The organism is Citrobacter farmeri (genome assembly GCF_019048065.1).
GTDB classification, from domain to species: Bacteria; Pseudomonadota; Gammaproteobacteria; order Enterobacterales; family Enterobacteriaceae; genus Citrobacter_A; species Citrobacter_A farmeri.
On the sequence record NZ_CP077291.1, the window covers coordinates 2,430,710 to 2,447,924 of the forward strand.

Annotated in this window: 19 protein-coding genes; 9 read left to right on the forward strand and 10 right to left on the reverse strand. The window is 53.8% G+C overall.

Annotated elements, in window-relative coordinates:
* Nucleotides 1–35 precede the first annotated feature (35 nt).
* From bioD to I6L53_RS11395, 3 genes are all read right to left on the reverse strand, one after another.
* The gene (bioD, locus tag I6L53_RS11385; RefSeq protein ID WP_094465417.1) at nt 36–731 is read right to left on the reverse strand and encodes a dethiobiotin synthase; all 696 of its coding nucleotides are present in this window, start codon (nt 729–731) and stop codon (nt 36–38) included.
* 125 nt (nt 732–856) lie between these two features.
* A complete protein-coding gene (gene mlc / locus I6L53_RS11390) occupies nt 857–2,077 on the reverse strand; it encodes a sugar metabolism global transcriptional regulator Mlc (RefSeq protein WP_042319158.1) in 1,221 nt (406 codons plus the stop codon).
* A 128-nt stretch (nt 2,078–2,205) separates the two neighbouring features.
* Nucleotides 2,206–3,105: a LysR family transcriptional regulator gene (locus I6L53_RS11395; protein ID WP_042319159.1), complete on the reverse strand. Its 900-nt coding sequence runs from the start codon at nt 3,103–3,105 to the stop codon at nt 2,206–2,208.
* A 121-nt stretch (nt 3,106–3,226) separates the two neighbouring features.
* Between I6L53_RS11395 and I6L53_RS11400 the strand changes: the two genes are divergently transcribed.
* Nucleotides 3,227–4,480 carry an MFS transporter gene (locus tag I6L53_RS11400; RefSeq protein ID WP_042319160.1) on the forward strand — a complete coding sequence of 418 codons (1,254 nt, stop codon included), beginning with the start codon at nt 3,227–3,229 and terminating at the stop codon, nt 4,478–4,480.
* Nucleotides 4,481–4,534: 54 nt separating this feature from the next.
* Here I6L53_RS11400 and I6L53_RS23820 read toward each other — a convergent pair whose 3' ends face one another.
* Entirely contained in the window at nt 4,535–4,627 is a 93-nt protein-coding gene (locus I6L53_RS23820; RefSeq protein WP_216525544.1) for a KPN_01571 family protein, read from the reverse strand.
* Between the two features lie 132 nt (nt 4,628–4,759).
* Between I6L53_RS23820 and I6L53_RS11410 the strand changes: the two genes are divergently transcribed.
* From I6L53_RS11410 to I6L53_RS11425, 4 genes are all read left to right on the forward strand, one after another.
* Nucleotides 4,760–6,244, forward strand: a complete 1,485-nt coding sequence (locus I6L53_RS11410) for a carboxypeptidase M32 (RefSeq protein WP_042319162.1) — start codon at nt 4,760–4,762, stop codon at nt 6,242–6,244.
* A 149-nt stretch (nt 6,245–6,393) separates the two neighbouring features.
* The gene (gene asr, locus I6L53_RS11415; RefSeq protein WP_042320040.1) at nt 6,394–6,720 is read left to right on the forward strand and encodes an acid resistance repetitive basic protein Asr; all 327 of its coding nucleotides are present in this window, start codon (nt 6,394–6,396) and stop codon (nt 6,718–6,720) included.
* A gap of 97 nt (nt 6,721–6,817) precedes the next feature.
* Nucleotides 6,818–6,898 carry a small membrane protein YdgU gene (ydgU, locus tag I6L53_RS11420; protein WP_139155879.1) on the forward strand — a complete coding sequence of 27 codons (81 nt, stop codon included), beginning with the start codon at nt 6,818–6,820 and terminating at the stop codon, nt 6,896–6,898.
* A gap of 101 nt (nt 6,899–6,999) precedes the next feature.
* Nucleotides 7,000–7,821 (forward strand): trypsin-like serine peptidase, encoded by an 822-nt coding sequence (locus I6L53_RS11425; RefSeq protein ID WP_042319164.1) that lies wholly within the window; start codon nt 7,000–7,002, stop codon nt 7,819–7,821.
* Between the two features lie 39 nt (nt 7,822–7,860).
* Here the strand turns inward: I6L53_RS11425 and mdtI are convergent, their stop codons facing one another.
* The 3 genes from mdtI to I6L53_RS23825 form a co-directional block, all read right to left on the reverse strand.
* On the reverse strand, nt 7,861–8,190 hold the full coding sequence (mdtI, locus tag I6L53_RS11430; RefSeq protein ID WP_042319165.1) for a multidrug/spermidine efflux SMR transporter subunit MdtI: 330 nt from the start codon (nt 8,188–8,190) through the stop codon (nt 7,861–7,863).
* On the reverse strand, nt 8,177–8,542 hold the full coding sequence (gene mdtJ, locus I6L53_RS11435) for a multidrug/spermidine efflux SMR transporter subunit MdtJ (RefSeq protein ID WP_125368059.1): 366 nt from the start codon (nt 8,540–8,542) through the stop codon (nt 8,177–8,179). The genes mdtI and mdtJ overlap by 14 nt, the downstream gene beginning before the upstream one ends.
* A 107-nt stretch (nt 8,543–8,649) precedes the next feature.
* Nucleotides 8,650–8,820 carry a protein YdgV gene (locus I6L53_RS23825; RefSeq protein WP_080949895.1) on the reverse strand — a complete coding sequence of 57 codons (171 nt, stop codon included), beginning with the start codon at nt 8,818–8,820 and terminating at the stop codon, nt 8,650–8,652.
* 136 nt (nt 8,821–8,956) lie between these two features.
* Here I6L53_RS23825 and I6L53_RS11440 point away from each other — a divergent pair, with 136 nt between their 5' ends.
* Nucleotides 8,957–9,991 carry an AI-2E family transporter gene (locus I6L53_RS11440; protein ID WP_042319168.1) on the forward strand — a complete coding sequence of 345 codons (1,035 nt, stop codon included), beginning with the start codon at nt 8,957–8,959 and terminating at the stop codon, nt 9,989–9,991.
* A 48-nt stretch (nt 9,992–10,039) separates the two neighbouring features.
* Here the strand turns inward: I6L53_RS11440 and pntB are convergent, their stop codons facing one another.
* Both pntB and pntA read right to left on the reverse strand, forming a co-directional pair.
* Nucleotides 10,040–11,428 (reverse strand): Re/Si-specific NAD(P)(+) transhydrogenase subunit beta, encoded by a 1,389-nt coding sequence (gene pntB / locus I6L53_RS11445; RefSeq protein ID WP_042319169.1) that lies wholly within the window; start codon nt 11,426–11,428, stop codon nt 10,040–10,042.
* A gap of 10 nt (nt 11,429–11,438) precedes the next feature.
* Nucleotides 11,439–12,968, reverse strand: a complete 1,530-nt coding sequence (gene pntA / locus I6L53_RS11450; protein WP_042319170.1) for a Re/Si-specific NAD(P)(+) transhydrogenase subunit alpha — start codon at nt 12,966–12,968, stop codon at nt 11,439–11,441.
* 526 nt (nt 12,969–13,494) lie between these two features.
* On the opposite strand from pntA, the gene ydgH reads away from it, so the two are divergent.
* From ydgH to folM, 3 genes are all read left to right on the forward strand, one after another.
* Entirely contained in the window at nt 13,495–14,439 is a 945-nt protein-coding gene (gene ydgH, locus I6L53_RS11455) for a DUF1471 family protein YdgH (protein WP_042319171.1), read from the forward strand.
* A gap of 186 nt (nt 14,440–14,625) precedes the next feature.
* Nucleotides 14,626–16,008, forward strand: a complete 1,383-nt coding sequence (locus I6L53_RS11460; RefSeq protein WP_042319172.1) for an amino acid permease — start codon at nt 14,626–14,628, stop codon at nt 16,006–16,008.
* 58 nt (nt 16,009–16,066) lie between these two features.
* Nucleotides 16,067–16,789, forward strand: coding sequence for a dihydromonapterin reductase (gene folM, locus I6L53_RS11465; protein ID WP_042319173.1), 723 nt, complete (start codon nt 16,067–16,069; stop codon nt 16,787–16,789).
* Here the strand turns inward: folM and I6L53_RS11470 are convergent.
* A complete protein-coding gene (locus I6L53_RS11470; RefSeq protein ID WP_042319174.1) occupies nt 16,786–17,121 on the reverse strand; it encodes a GlpM family protein in 336 nt (111 codons plus the stop codon). The two genes, folM and I6L53_RS11470, sit on opposite strands and share 4 nt — an antisense overlap.
* Between the last annotated feature and the right edge of the window lie 94 nt (nt 17,122–17,215).

Here is a 17,215-nt window from a genome sequence, read left to right on the forward strand (position 1 = left end):
CTCCCCGGTTTCACATTATGTTTTAGGGTTGTGAATCAAGCCATGATTCTATCTACCGACAACACGCTACCCAGCATTGACAGGCGAATGTACTGTCCAAGTTCGCGCTGCTCGGCGCGCGGCAAATAAGGCAGTTCACCAATCAACGGTGCCGGCAGTTTTTTACTCAGCACATCGATAATTTCCGCGTAGTGTGCCAGGCCCGGATTGATACGATTAGCGACCCAACCGATCAGCGGTAAGCCGTCGTTGGCGATCGCCTGTGCCGTCAGCAGCGCATGGTTAATACAACCTTCCTGAATACCTACCACCATCAACACCGGTAACTGCTCCTGCACCACCCATTCGGACAACGGACGCAGATCGTTCATCAGGCTGCGCCAGCCGCCGGTACCTTCAACCACTACGTGATCAACCTTTTCGGACAGGCTAGCCAGCCCGTTAGAGAGTAAGGTGTAATTGATCGGGCCGCTGTGGGCGACGCTACTTTCATCTTCGCTCAGGGCGATGGGGTTAACGGCCTCATAGGGCAATTCCAGCGTCGACACGCTTTGCAACACCAGTGCATCCCGGTTGCGCAATCCTTCAGGCGTCTCTTTACTGCCCTTCGCGACCGGTTTATATCCCGCAACGCTTTTTCCCCCCGACGCTAACGCTTGCAGCAATGCGCGGGAAACAACCGTCTTCCCAACAGAAGTGTCTGTACCTGTAATAAAGAAACGCTTCAGCATCACCAACTCCACCGTTATGCTTCGAAAATATAAGCCAGGAAAATAATACAGTGGAGAAAGTCTAAGGTATGCCAGGCTGAATCAGCTTGAGTTAGCGCAATTTTTGGTAGAACAGTTAAAAAATGTTAACCCTGTAATAGACGAATCAACAAAGAACCGTTATACATCGCGTCTTTTACCAGCGCGGCACCCGCCATCGTCCCCTGATTAGAGAACTGTGTGCTCTCAACAACCATATTTTTGCTGTAGGCCGGCAGCGCCTGCTGGCGGATGCTGTCCGCTATCGCCGGGAATAACACATCCGCCGCTTTACTGAGTGGCGATCCAATCAGTATTTTTTGCGGATTAAACAGATTAACCATAATGGCAAGGATCCGCCCAACGTGCGTTCCCACGCCGCTGATAATGTCTTTAGCCAACAGATCCCCCTGCATCGCCGCCTGACACAGCGAATCAACCGTCAGCGGCTGGCCGTGGAGCGAGGAGCTCATGGATTGCGCCAGTCGCAGTTGCGCCAGTTCCAGTACGCTTTCGACGCTGGCAATGGTTTCCAGACAGCCGTGGTTGCCGCAGTAACAGCGTTTTCCATAAGGATCGACCTGAGTGTGGCCAATCTCCACCAGGCTGCTGCTACCCGCATGCAATAAATGACCGTCGGTAATCACCCCGGCCCCCACGTTATGATCGATGACCACCTGAATCACATCACGCGCACCGCGGGACGCGCCGAACAGCGCCTCTGCCATCGTCCAGGCGCTGATATCATGCTGAATGTAGACCGGCACACCGGTATGCTGCGCCAGCGTTTCACCGAGCGGCATCTCTTTCACATCGGCATAAAACGGCATCCGATGTACGATCCCATTCTCGGTATCAATAATGCCGGGCAACGTAATGGCGATAGAGGTCAGACGTTCGAGCTTCTGCTGATGGCGAATAAAAAATTGATCGACCAGCGTGACAATACGCGCCAACAGCGGCGTCTCGTCGTTCAGCGGCAGTTCAAGACAGTCTTCCACCACCAGCTTGCTGCTGAGATCGCGCAGGGCGAGAAAGATTTCCCCACGACTGATACGAAGGGACAGATAGTGCCAGGCTTCTGTTTCCACCACCAGTCCCACGGCAGGACGTCCGCGACTACCGGCTTCTTTAATCTCCAGTTCCTGAACCAGGTGCGCTTCCAGCATTTCGCGCACAATCTTCGTGATACTGGCGGGCGCCAGTTGTGCAAGACGCGAAAGATCGATACGCGATACCGGTCCCAGCTGATCAATCAGGCGATAAACTGCCCCCGCATTGGTCTGCTTTATTTGATCGATGTGCCCAGGCTGACTATCAGCAACCACCTCTGACTCCCTTTATTTTCGCGCTCCGAAATAATCTGTGGGCTATGGTGAAGCACTTCAATACACAACGTCAACTTTTTACTTAGCCGTGTGATTAACTGCACATTTTCAGCCGTTATTAAATTAATTTAAGCGTACCTGACGGCCTGAATTAACTGCTGACGAAAGCGTAGCGCCGCCTGACTCTGTTCATGATGTGCCGACCAGACCAGCCACATTTCCGAGACGGCATCTTCTTCAGCAATCGGCACCCAGCACATTTCATTGAGCTGAACTTTTTTAAATGAGGCCGGCAGTATCGACACACCTAAACCGGCAGCGACCAGCCCAATGATCGTCATCGCTTCACCGACCTCCTGAGTAATCACGGGCGACAACTGGTAGCGGCGCATCATGCCGAGGATGTCGTCGTAAAGACCAGTTCCGACATGGGGATCAAAGAAGACAAACGGCTCTTTCGCCAGTTCAGCCAGCGTCACGACCGGCTTTTGCGCCAGCGGGTACATCCGGGGGATCATCGCCATCAGCGGTTCATGCAAAATAACCTCATGATGTAAACTCTCCGGCAGTTGGGTATTGCGCATCAGCCCCAGATCCAATGCCCCTTCGCTCAGCGGTGCCAGTTGTTCGCGGGTATTCATCTCACGGGTCTGCAAATGCATATCCGGGTATTGCTGCCGGAACAGTGACAGGGTATCAGACACCGCGCGGATAAACGGCGCTGACGAGGTAAAGCCGATGCGCAGTTCCCCGGCCTCCCCCTGATGCAGACGCTCCGCACGGGCGGCGGCGTCATTGACCAATCCAAGGATCTGTCGACTGTCCGCGAGAAATTGCTTCCCTGCGGCGGTCAGCGCAACGCTGCGGTTAGTTCGTGCGAGCAGACGTGCGCCGACCTGTTGCTCCAGCATCTGAATTTGCTGACTCAGCGGCGGCTGCGAAATATTCAGGCGGGCCGCGGCACGCCCAAAATGCAGTTCTTCCGCCACGGCAACAAAGTAGCGAAGGTGACGAAGTTCAATATTCATATTTTTAAAGTATTATTTGAGACTATTAATATATTAGACAGAATAATAAGATTTTCCTACTCTAATCAATAAGGTTATGCCCGTCCCCTCAAAACACGGGTTTGTTGCGCAAGGATTTCCAGTGAGTCGTACTACTACAGTCAATGACGCGACGGCGAGCGATATTGACGACCAACGCATTTCTCAGCCGGTTCAGTTTATTCAACGCGGTACCTCTGCCTTTATGCGCGTCACGCTGGCGCTTTTTTCTGCCGGACTGGCGACATTCGCCCTGCTGTACTGCGTCCAGCCTATTTTGCCAGTGCTGTCTCATGAGTTTGGCGTATCGCCTGCCAGTAGCAGTATTTCACTGTCGATTTCCACAGGAATGTTAGCCGTTGGCCTGCTGTTTACCGGCCCGCTGTCGGATGCCATCGGGCGTAAGCCGGTAATGGTGACTGCCCTGCTGCTCGCCTCCTGCTGTACATTGCTCTCGACGATGATGACCAGTTGGCACGGCATTCTGGTGATGCGTGCGCTGATTGGCCTTTCGCTCAGCGGCGTAGCGGCGGTCGGAATGACCTATCTGAGCGAGGAGATCCACCCCAGTTTTGTCGCGTTCTCTATGGGACTGTACATCAGCGGTAACTCGATTGGTGGAATGAGCGGACGTCTGATTAGCGGTGTATTTACGGATTTCTTTAGCTGGCGCATTGCGCTGGCCGCCATTGGCTGCTTCGCGCTGGCATCGGCCCTGATGTTCTGGAAAATTTTGCCCGAATCGCGCCATTTCCGCCCCACATCGCTGCGCCCCAAAACGCTGTTCATTAACTTTCGACTCCACTGGCGCGACCAGGGGTTGCCGCTATTGTTTGCGGAAGGCTTTCTGCTGATGGGGTCGTTTGTCACCCTGTTTAACTATATTGGCTATCGCCTGATGCTTTCACCGTGGGAACTCAGCCAGGCCGTGGTCGGTCTGCTTTCCGTCGCCTATCTGACCGGGACCTGGAGTTCGCCGAAAGCCGGTTCGATGACGGTGCGCTATGGGCGCGGTCCGGTGATGCTCTTTTCTACCGCCGTAATGCTTGTCGGTCTGCTAATGACTTTATTCAGCTCGCTATGGCTGATTTTCGCCGGCATGCTGCTCTTCTCGGCGGGATTCTTTGGTGCCCACTCGGTCGCCAGTAGCTGGATTGGCCCGCGCGCTCGTCGGGCGAAAGGCCAGGCCTCTTCGCTGTATCTGTTCAGCTACTATCTGGGATCGAGTATCGCCGGTACGCTCGGCGGTGTGTTCTGGCATAACTATGGCTGGAATGGCGTCGGGGGGTTTATCGCGATTATGCTGGTACTGGCCATTCTGGTCGGTACCCGACTGCACCATCGTCTTCACGTCTAGTCTGAAAGAAAAGCCCGGATCTCACCGGGCTTTTCGCCTCTCGACCAACAGCGGTTACCAAATTCCTAAGATTGATGAATACCCCATCAATTCTCTGACGGCATCCAGTGCCAGAAGAGCAAAGACAACCCAGTGGAGTGGATTCATTTTGCTGTGTGTGTTTATTTTTATTGGACGGGTTTGATGTTCCCGTCAGCTACTATAAAAAAGGCTATCGATAAACATAACTACCCATTATGGTGGGGGAACTCAACCTGCCTGTTTCGTCGAAGAGGTTACATGGATAACAAAAGCTATCAACAACTTACCCGGACCTTCCTGCGGCTCTCCCGCTTCTCTCACCTTTCCGCCATCGCCAGTTGGGATATGTTCGCCATGATGCCGCCAGGCGGCAGCGCGGCGCGTGGTGAAGCGCTGGCCGAACTGAGCGTGCTGGAACATCAAATCCTGACCGAGCCGAAAGTAGCGCAATGGCTTGCCGCGGCCACTCAGGAGGACCTCAATGATGTGGAGCAGGCCAATCTGCGGGAAATGACGCGGCTGCATACCCAGGCCGCATTGTTACCGGAGTCGCTGGTGGAGGCGAAATCCCTCGCTGGAAGCCGCTGCGAGCACGCCTGGCGCAGTCAGCGCCCTGCCAATGACTGGCAAGGGTTTTCGGCGAATCTGCGAGAGGTGGTGAAACTGAGCCGCGAGGAGGCCAGACTGCGTGCGGAGGTCAAAGGTTGCTCGCCGTATGATGCGCTGCTGGATATTTATGAGCCAGAAATGACCAGTGCACAACTGGATGGACTGTTTGCCGATCTCAAATCATGGCTGCCGGACCTACTCAACCGCGTGGTGGAGCGACAGTCGCGCCAGCCGCTGCTTGCCCCTGTCGGCCCCTTCCCGACTGCCGTTCAGCGCGAACTGGGGCTGGAGACGATGTCTGCACTCGGTTTCGATTTCAATGCCGGTCGTCTGGATATCAGCGCCCATCCGTTCTGCGGCGGCGTGCCGGAAGATGTGCGTATTACAACGCGCTATGACGAAAACGAATTACTCAGCGCGCTGTTTGGCGTGATCCACGAAACCGGGCACGCCCGCTATGAGCAAAACCTGCCGCGTAACTGGCTGGGTCAACCGATCGCCCTTGCCCGTTCTACTGCGATCCACGAATCCCAGAGCCTGTTTTTTGAAATGCAGGTGGGCCGCAGCAATGCGTTCTTACAGCGGCTGCTACCCGCCGTGAAGCGTCATTTTGGCGATCAGGCCGCCTTTGAAGAGCACAACTTCATTGCCTGGAACCAGCGAGTGAAGCCTGGGTTTATCCGCGTAGATGCCGATGAAGTCAGCTATCCGGCACACGTCATTCTGCGCTATGAGATTGAACGGGCACTAATCAATGGCGACATCGAGGTCGACGATATTCCGGCGCTGTGGGACGAAAAAATGCAGGCATGGCTGGGCCTGTCAACAAAAGAGAACTATCGAGACGGCTGTATGCAGGATATCCACTGGACCGACGGCGGGTTTGGTTACTTCCCGTCGTACACGCTGGGCGCGATGTACGCCGCACAGTTGTTCAGCGCGGCGAATCGTGCGTTGCCGGGTCTACGCCAGCAGATTGCCGGCGGTGATTTCAGCGCACTGTTCGACTGGCTGCGGCAGAACATCTGGCAGCACGGCAGTCGCTTTACCACTGAGCAGTTGATCGCGCAGGCCACCGGAGAAGCGCTGAGCAGTCGCCATTTTCGCGCGCACCTGGAATCTCGCTATCTGTAAACCGCCTTGCCGGGCCGCTGCGCCCGGCATTGTACATATCGTTACACGCCGAAACCAATGACTCACGGAAGCACTTATCACCCAGCGATATAGTTATTTCAACGGCCCCGCAGTGGGGTTGAATGAAAAACCAAATCGAGGGTATGAGAATGAAAAAAGTATTAGCTCTGGTTGTTGCCGCTGCTATGGGTCTGTCATCTGCTGCGTTTGCAGCTGACACTACGACAACTGCACCGGCTGCCGCTCCTGCTGCAAAAGCGGCTCCGGCAAAAACCATGCACCACAAAAAACATCACAAAGCGACCACCCAAAAGGCGCCAGAACAAAAAGCGCAGGCCGCTAAAAAACACCCGAAAAAAGCCAAAGCCACTACTGAGCAGAAAGCTCCGGAACAAAAAGCGCAAGCTGCTAAAAAACACACCAGGAAACACACCGCGAAGCCGGCCGCTAAGCCAGCCGCTCAACCGGCAGCTTAAGTCCTGAATCTGTAAACTGGCGCGTCCCCTCGCGCCATTACTCAACGGCGCTAAACGCTTTCACGGTTTAGCGCCGCCTTTTTCGGAGGGCGACAAGGTGCGCCGTTATCGCTTTGAGTTCATCCTTATCACGCTTATTTTATGTGCGCTCATTGCCGCCCGCTTTTATCTTTCCTGATCGTAGTACTCTGATTTTGCTCTCACTTTCCTGCCGTTACGTCTATAGTAATTACTGAGGGTTCTCTTTTAATAATCATAATTACCCACACAGAGTGTGATATGCGTAAAACCGTTGCTGTATTACTGGGTTCGTTGTGCTTTTCATCGGATATTGCGCACGCGGATAAGCCTGACGCGGATACCGGGACCAGTGAAGTCAAAACGTTATTTTTTGGTCAGGACGATCGCGTGCCCGTGAGCGATCCCACACAATCGCCGTGGGATGCCATCGGACAACTGGAAACCGCCAGCGGAAATCTGTGTACTGCCACGCTGATCTCTCCGCATCTGGCGCTTACCGCCGGACACTGCTTATTAACGCCACCTAAAGGTAGACCGGATAAAGCCGTGGCTTTGCGTTTTGTCTCCAGAAAAGGTCTCTGGCGTTATGAAATTCACGGAATTGAAGGACGCGTGGATCCTGGTCTGGGAAAACGTCTGAAGCCCGATGGCGATGGCTGGATCGTGCCGCCAGCGGCCGCACCGTGGGATTTTGGCCTGATCGTTCTGCGCTATCCCCCTTCCGGCATCACACCGTTACCGCTTTTTGAGGGGGACAAAGCCGCACTGACCGCCGCCCTTAAAGATGCCGGGCGCAAGGTCACACAGTCGGGATACCCGGAAGATCATCTGGATACGCTCTATTCTCATCAGGATTGCATTGTCACCGGTTGGGCGCAAAATTCGGTGTTGTCACATCAATGTGACACTCTGCCAGGCGACAGCGGTTCGCCGCTGATGCTGAAAACAGAAGATGGCTGGCAATTAATCGGCGTTCAAAGCTCCGCCCCGGCGGCGAAAGATCGTTGGCGCGCGGATAACCGGGCTATTTCGGTGACTGGTTTTCGTGAAAAGCTGGATGCGCTGGCCGCAGAGCAATAAGGTTAATCGTGCTGCCCGCAAGGTGCGGGCAGCGGAACATCAGGCAAGCTTAATCATCACCATACCGGCCAGCAGCAGTATGACGCCGATCCAGCCCTTATGATTCAGGCGCTGACCAAACAGTATCCATCCGGCGGCTAGCGTCGCAGCGATACCAAACCCACCCCATAGCGCATAGGCCACGGACAGATCGATGCCTTTTACCGCCTGAGACAGTGCACTGAACGCGGCGAGAACCGCGACCAGCGAGAGGATGCCGTAGAATTTGCGTCGAAAGCCGTCAGAAAATTTTAAAAAGACGTTGGCGATAATTTCCAGAACGATCGATACACCCAACCACGCAGCGTGAACCCATTCAAACTGTTGCATGCGTCACCTCTTTCGCGCTCTGGCGCGACTTGCGGGTACCGGATTTGATCAACACAATCCCCAGTACCAGCGTCGCCAGACCGGCAATTTTCATGGCCGACAGCGACTCATCAAATAACAGCACGCTAAACAACGTAATAAATAAAATACCGATACCTTCCCACAGTGCGTAAGCCACACCGAGGGCGATTTTTTTAACGGCAAAAGAGAGAAAAATATACGAGGCTGCGATCATCACCAGCATTAAAATAAATCCGCTGTTGCCATCGCTCACGCTTGCCCATTTCATCGACAGTGTGCCAGTAATTTCAGCGGCAATCGCCAGGCCTAATAAAATCCAGTAAAACATGATGCTTCTCCTGCTTGAGAATATAATCCTTTGGGCTTGCCGGAAGCAGCAAACCAGAAAATAAAATCAGTTAGCTAAACGCGCGGCGTCAGCTCGAACAGAAGAAGGGACTAAAGCGCGTTGCGCCAGTGTTGCTCACCTGCAAGCAAGAAAGAGGAGGAAGTGCGAAGAAGAGTCTGGGTAGAAAAAAACGTCCTGAACATATTGTCCATAATATTACAATTATCCGCAGTGTTGCTTCTCGTCATCGCGGATGATAATTGTCCTCGGTAGTTGAACACGCCTGATTTGTATCATAGGCCAGGAATTAACTCAAAACCTTTTCACTTCTTTACCCGAATCGTTTGATTTTTACCGGGACACCTCGACACGAATCACATTATTATACGCGGCAAGTAGAAAAATACAGGACGCCCCATGGCAAAACCAATCATCACGCTGAACGGTCTCAAGATCGTCATTATGCTGGGAATGCTGGTGATCATTCTTACCGGTATCCGCTTTGCGGCGGATATTATTGTGCCATTTATTCTGGCCTTATTTATTGCCGTCGTCCTCAGCCCTCTGGTTCAGCGGATGGTGAAACTGCGCGTTCCACGCGTGCTGGCAATCTCCCTGCTGGTGATCATCATCGTTATGGCGATGGTCCTGCTATTGGCCTACCTTGGAACGTCCCTCAACGAACTGGCGCGCACCCTGCCCCAGTATCGTTCGTCACTGGTCATTCCCCTGAAAAATCTGGAACCCTGGCTGGTTCGCTTAGGCATCGGCGTCTCCGTGGATGAGATGGTGAAGTACATCGATCCCAACGCGGCCATGACGCTAATCACCAATTTACTGACGCAGTTAACCAATGCCATGTCGTCGATATTTTTACTGCTGCTGACGGTGGTCTTCATGCTGCTGGAAGTGCCGCAGCTTCCCACCAAACTCCAGCAGATCATGGTCCGCCCGGTCGAGGGGATGGCGGCCATTCAGCGCGCCATTGACAGTGTGTCACACTATCTGGTGCTGAAAACGGCAATCAGTCTTGTCACGGGCCTGGTGGTCTGGGGCATGCTGACGACGCTGGATGTGCGTTTCGCCTTTATCTGGGGGCTATTAGCCTTCGCGCTGAACTACATCCCGAACATTGGATCGGTGCTGGCAGCAATCCCGCCTATCATTCAGGTGCTGGTGTTTGGCGGTCTGTACGACGCGCTGGTGGTACTTGCTGGCTATCTGATTATCAACCTGGTATTCGGTAATATTCTTGAGCCACGCATCATGGGACGTGGTCTGGGTCTCTCTACGCTGGTGGTGTTTCTGTCGTTGATCTTCTGGGGATGGCTGCTGGGACCGGTCGGAATGCTGCTTTCGGTACCACTGACGATTATCGTCAAGATTGCACTGGAACAATCTGTTGGCGGGCAGAGTATCGCCATTTTATTGGGCGATGCAAATAAAGCGTGACCGACGTAAAAACGGCCTCCGCAGAGGCCGTTGCAGTTAAACAATCGATTACAGCGCTTTCAGAATCGCATCCACGCTGGCTTTGGCATCGCCAAACAGCATATGGGTGTTCTCTTTAAAGAACAGCGGGTTCTGCACGCCGGCGTAACCGGTATTCATCGAACGTTTGAAGACGATAACGTTCTGTGCTTTCCACACTTCCAGCACAGGCATACCGGCAATCGGACTGTTAGGATCGTCCTGCGCCGCCGGGTTCACGGTGTCATTCGCGCCAATAACCAGCACGGTGTCGGTATCGGCGAAATCATCATTGATCTCGTCCATTTCCAGCACGATGTCGTAAGGCACTTTCGCTTCCGCCAACAGGACGTTCATGTGGCCTGGCAAACGCCCGGCAACCGGGTGAATACCGAAACGCACCTTGATACCGCGTGCACGCAGCTTCTCGGTAATTTCCGCAACCGGATACTGCGCCTGCGCCACCGCCATGCCGTAACCCGGGGTGATGATCACCGTATGCGAGTTTTTCAGCATATCCGCGGTCTCTTCCGCACTGATTTCACGGTGTTCACCCACTTCTTCATCACCGCTGGACGCCGTACCATCGGTACCGAAGCCTCCCGCAATGACGCTGATGAACGAGCGGTTCATCGCCTTACACATGATGTAAGACAGAATCGCACCGGAAGAACCGACCAGCGCACCGGTCACGATCAGCAGGTCATTGCTCAGCATGAAGCCCGCTGCCGCTGCAGCCCAACCGGAATAGGAGTTCAGCATGGAAACCACAACCGGCATATCCGCCCCGCCGATGGAGGCCACCAGATGCCAGCCAAACGCCAGCGCAATGATGGTCATCACCAGCAGCGCCAGAACCTGCAGGCCAACGCTTTCGGTACGAACAAAGACCACCAGCAACAGGAAAGAGATCACCAGCGCCGCGAGGTTCATTTTATGCCGGTTTGGCAGCATCAGCGGCTTAGAAGAGATCTTACCGCGCAGTTTACCAAACGCCACCACCGAACCGGTGAAGGTCACCGCACCGATGAAGATGCCAAGGAACACTTCGGTCAGGTGAATATTGACCAGAATCGGCTCGAGACCCGCTTCGTGATACAGATAGCTGTTAAAGCCGACCAGTACCGCAGCCAGACCAACGAAGCTGTGCAGAATCGCCACCAGCTCCGGCATTTCGGTCATTTCGACTTTCTTTGCCAGACGAATACCAATCGCGCCGCCGATGATCATCGCCACCAGGATCCAGGCAACATTGCCCGTATCCGGGCCAAAAATCGTGGCAATCAGCGCAATCGCCATCCCGGCGATACCGAAGTTGTTACCCTGCTGAGACGTTTCATGCTTTGAAAGTCCCGCCAGACTGAAAATAAACAGGATCGCGGCAACAATGTATGCAGCTGTAACTAATCCTCCAGACATGTGTTACCCCTTAGTTTTTCCGGAACATTTTCAGCATGCGCTGAGTCACGGTGAAGCCACCGAAAATATTGATGCTGGCAATCAGTACCGCGATGAAGCTCAGGAAGCTCACCCAGCCACCCTGGCCAATCTGCAATAGCGCGCCAACGACGATGATCCCTGAAATGGCGTTGGTCACGGACATCAGCGGTGTATGCAGAGCATGAGAGACGTTCCAGACCACGTAGTAACCCACCACGCAGGATAATGCGAATACCGTAAAGTGTCCGAGGAACTCTTTCGGCGCGACGTCAGCCAGCCAACCAAACAGAATGATCGCCAGCGCCATCAACGCGTATTTACGCCACGGTGAGGCAGGTTTTGCTGGCTCTTTTGCTACCGGCGCGGCTTTCGCGGCGGCCTGCGGCTGTGCGGACACCTGAATCGGCGGCGCAGGCCAGGTGATTTCACCGTCCCGCACCACCGTTACACCGCGTACCACCACGTCGTCGAAATCAACGGTGATATTACCGTCTTTCTCTTTGCACAGGAGTTTGAGCAGATTAACAAGGTTGGTGCCGTACAGTTGTGAGGACTGTGTTGGCAGGCGTCCTGGCAGATCGGTATAGCCGATGACTTTGACGCCATTTGCGGTGGTTGTGACCTGATTAGCAACGGTGTATTCACAGTTGCCGCCGTTTTGCGCGGCCAGATCGACAATGACACTGCCCGCTTTCATGGAGTCAACCATCTCGCGGGTGATCAGTTTCGGTGCCGGTTTACCAGGGATCAGCGCGGTGGTGACAATAATGTCGACCTCTTTCGCCTGCGCGGCAAATAGCGCCATTTCCGCTTTGATAAACGCCTCAGACATCACTTTGGCGTAACCGTCGCCACTACCCGCTTCCTCTTTGAAATCCAGTTCGAGGAATTCAGCGCCCATACTCTGGACCTGTTCTTTTACTTCGGGACGGGTGTCAAAAGCACGCACAATCGCGCCCAGGCTGTTCGCCGCGCCAATCGCAGCCAGGCCGGCAACACCTGCGCCAATCACCATCACTTTGGCAGGTGGCACTTTGCCCGCAGCGGTGATCTGCCCGGTAAAGAAGCGTCCGAACTCGTGCGCCGCTTCAACGATCGCCCGATAACCGGCAATGTTTGCCATGGAGCTCAATGCATCCAGCGACTGCGCACGTGAAATACGCGGTACGGAATCCATCGCCATCACCGTCACATTACGCTCGGCGAGCTTTTGCATTAACTCTGGATTCTGCGCCGGCCAGATGAAGCTAACCAGCGTGGTGCCCGGATTGAGTAACGGAATTTCTTCATCTTCTGGTGCGTTAACCTTCAGAATGATCTCAGATTGCCAGACAGCGCCGCTGTCGACAATTTCCGCGCCCGCTTCTACAAAAGCCTTATCGTCAAAACTTGCCAGTCCACCCGCGCCGCTCTCTACCGCGACGGTGAAACCCAGCTTCAGCAGTTGCTCAACCGTTTTCGGCGTCGCTGCTACGCGGGTTTCATTGGTAAACCGTTCTTTTGGTATGCCAATTCGCATAATGTTCCCTTCCATCGGTATTTTTGATGATGGTTTGTCAGTGATCGTGAAATTACGCAGGTAATGTCACGCAGGAGGTACAGGTTACCCCGGAAAAATAAAACAGTAACAAACTCCATATAACGTACTGAAAATAGCGCCTGTGATCTAGCGCCAAAAAACAGTATTTGTCGGGTTATCAGCAAAACAGGAACGATTCAGCCCTCTGACCGGGATAATGACCTTCAATTCCTTGTGAAAGGCCAATAAATCGCTCAGACGAAGCGGCAAAACATGATTAAGCGCCACAGTAGATCAACTCGTTAACATTAAATTAACTTATAAAATTCAGTGCGTTCATCAGTTTTTACTGTGAAATGACCATTTTTTCGACATATCATAATTTGTTATCACCCTTGTGACGTCCTCTGCCATGTCTATTGAAAAATGACGCAGACAGTCACCGGGTTTAAATGCAATAATCAGCCACGTTTCTAGTCAATAACAATACCAGTACCTGGTTTGCGCAAGGCGAAGGATTATTTTTATGAAGCTTAAGAACACTCTCCTGGCGTCCGCACTTCTTTCTGCGACGGCTTTTTCCGTAAACGCAGCAACAGAATTGACGCCGGAGCAAGCGGCAGCACTGAAACCTTACGACCGTGTCACGGTCACAGGCCGTTTTAATGCGATTGGCGATGCGGTGAAAGCCGTTAACCGCCGCGCAGATAAAGAAGGCGCCGCCTCATTTTATGTTGTCGATACCTCTGATTTTGGTAACAGCGGTAACTGGCGTGTTGTTGCAGACCTCTACAAAGCCGACGCCGAGAAAGCGGAAGCCAGCAAAAACCGCGTGATCAATGGCGTGGTTGAATTACCGAAGTCTGAAGCCGTGATGCTGGAACCGTTTGATACCGTCACGGTACAGGGTTTCTACCGCAGTCAGCCGGAAGTAAATGACGCCATCACCAAAGCGGCAAACGAAAAAGGCGCCTACGCCTTCTACATCGTGCGTCAGATCGATGCGAACCAGGGTGGCAACCAGCGTATTACCGCTTTCATCTATAAAAAAGATGCGAAGAAACGCGTAGTACAGAGTCCTGACGCGATCCCGGCGGATTCCGATGCCGGTCGCGCAGCGTTAGCTGCCGGTGGCGAAGCGGCGAAAAAGGTCGAAATCCCAGGTGTTGCTACCACCGCGTCTCCGAGTTCTGAAGTAGGCCGCTTCTTCGAAACGCAATCCACCAAAGGCGGGCGTTACACTGTCACCCTTCCGGATGGCACTAAAGTCGAAGAACTGAACAAAGCCACGGCAGCCATGATGGTGCCGTTCGACAGCATCAAGTTCACCGGCAACTACAGCAGCATGACCGAAGTCTCTTATCAGGTCGCGAAGCGTGCAGCGAAGCAAGGGGCCAAGTATTACCACATTACTCGCCAGTGGCAGGAACGTGGTAATAACATGACTATCAGCGCCGATCTGTATAAATAACGCGCTCCGGTAGTAAAATAAGGCGGCTTTATGCCGCCTTTCGTTTTATTAGTCACAAATTTTTCTCTGATCATTGCATGCAGTCTCTTCTCTCCGTAAAATCCCGCGCCTTAGTGGCTTTCACCATTTTTATGCGTTTTGCCACAATAATTATTCTTCATCTTTCGTTTTTACCACGGGATAACCATGGAAAAGAAACTGGGACTGAGCGCACTCACCGCGCTGGTTTTAAGCTCAATGCTTGGCGCAGGTGTTTTCAGTCTGCCGCAGAACATGGCCGCTGTTGCCAGTCCGTCAGCATTACTCATCGGCTGGGCGATTACCGGAGCCGGGATAATGCTGCTGGCGTTTGCCATGTTAATTCTGACCCGCATTCGGCCCGAACTGGATGGTGGCATTTTCACCTATGCCCGTGAAGGATTCGGGGAGCTGATCGGTTTCTGTTCTGCCTGGGGTTACTGGCTATGCGCGGTGATTGCCAACGTCTCCTACCTCGTCATTGTCTTCTCTGCCCTCAGTTTCTTTACCGATACCCCAGCGTTGCGTCTGTTTGGTGACGGAAACACCTGGCAGGCGATCGTGGGCGCCTCGGTTCTGCTGTGGGTAGTACACTTTCTGGTACTGCGCGGCGTACAAACGGCGGCCAGCATCAATCTGGTGGCGACGCTGGCAAAATTGTTGCCGCTCGGTTTGTTTATCGTGCTGGCCTTTATGGCGTTTAAACTGGACATCTTCAGTCTGGATTTTACCGGCCTCGCGCTGGGTGTCCCGGTCTGGGAACAGGTTAAAAACACGATGCTCATCACACTATGGGTGTTCATCGGTGTGGAAGGCGCGGTGGTAGTCTCGGCGAGGGCGCGCAATAAGCACGATGTGGGTCGCGCCACGCTGTTAGCGGTGCTCTCCGCACTTGCCGTGTATCTGCTGGTTACCCTGCTCTCGCTTGGCGTGGTTGCCCGTCCTGAACTGGCAGAGATCCGTAACCCGTCGATGGCCGGTTTGATGGTCAAGATGATGGGACCATGGGGTGAGATTATTATCGCGGCGGGCCTGATTGTCTCTGTCTGCGGGGCGTATCTGAGCTGGACGATTATGGCGGCGGAAGTTCCGTTTCTCGCTTCAACGCATAAAGCCTTCCCGCGGATTTTCGCCCGTCAGAATGCGCAAGGTGCGCCATCGGCCTCGCTGTGGCTCACCAACCTCTGCGTCCAGATCTGCCTGGTGCTTATCTGGCTTACCGGTTCGGATTACAACACGCTGCTGACCATCGCTTCAGAGATGATTCTGGTTCCCTATTTCCTCGTCGGTGCCTTTCTGCTAAAAATTGCCACCCGTCCGCTTCACCAGGCGGTAGGTGTCGGTGCGTGCATTTATGGCTTATGGTTATTGTATGCTTCCGGGCCGATGCATCTGCTGCTCTCGGTGGTGCTTTACGCACCGGGTCTGCTGGTGTTCCTGTATGCGCGCAAAACGCATACGCATGATAACGTTCTGAATCGTCAGGAGATGGTGCTGATTGGTCTGTTGCTGGTTGCCGCCGTACCGGCGACCTGGTTGCTGGTGGGGTAATCGCATCCCATCGTTTGACGCTAATAGCCTGATTTGCAGGCGCATAAGGAGTTTTTCGATGGGAACTCAACATCCTCTGCCCATTCTCGTGACCGGTGGCGGTCGCCGCATCGGTCTCGCGATTGCCTGGCATTTTATCAACCAGAAACAGCCGGTGATCGTCAGTTATCGTACGCATTATCCGGCCATTGACGGGCTGACCCAGGCGGGCGCGCTGTGCATTCAGGCCGATTTCTCCACCGATGAAGGCATTCTGACCTTCGCCGATAAAGTGAAAGAGCAAGCCCGCGGTCTGCGCGCTATTGTGCACAACGCCAGCGCGTGGATGGCAGAGAAGCCCGGAACGCCGCTCTCTGATGTACTGGCCTGCATGATGCAAATCCACGTCAATGCGCCTTATCTGCTTAATCATGCGCTCGAAGGCATGCTGCGCGGGCACGGGCACGCCGCCAGCGACATCATCCATTTTACGGATTACGTTGTGGAGAAAGGCAGCGACAAGCATATCGCCTACGCGGCAAGCAAAGCGGCGCTGGATAATATGACCCGCTCATTCGCTCGTAAGCTCGCGCCGGAAGTAAAGGTCAACGCGATCGCCCCTTCGCTGATTCTGTTTAACGAAGGTGACGATGCCGAATACCGTCAGCAGGCGCTGAACAAATCGCTAATGAAAACGGCTCCGGGCGAAAAAGAGGTGATCGATTTAATCGATTATCTGCTGACCAGTTGCTTTGTCACCGGTCGCAGTTTCGCCGTAGACGGCGGTCGTCATCTGCGTTAGTGAAGTTTGACCCAGCAAAAGATCAGCAGCCAGGCGCTCAGGCACCAGCAGATCACCGCCCCGCCCAGCGCCACCGGCAGCTTCAGAAAGCCGGTGAAGTACCACAGTGAAACGAGATAGACAAAGTAGGGAATAATCGACCACATGCTGAACACGATGGTCGTTCTCAGCGCGTCAATTCCCCGTTCGCTGGCCACGATGTAATGTGCAATCAGCGCAAATGTCGGGAACAGTGGGATTAACCCTGCGATATAATAATTCTTCGTTTTTGCCAGCAACCCAATCAACACCACCACCAGCGCACCCAGCGCGGCTTTAATCACGAGTCCCATTACCTTGCCTTTACACATCAATAACATCGGCAACCAGCATAACGGAAGCACCCCCGTTTAGGAAAGATTAATGGAAGCCAGCGGCCCGGCGGTG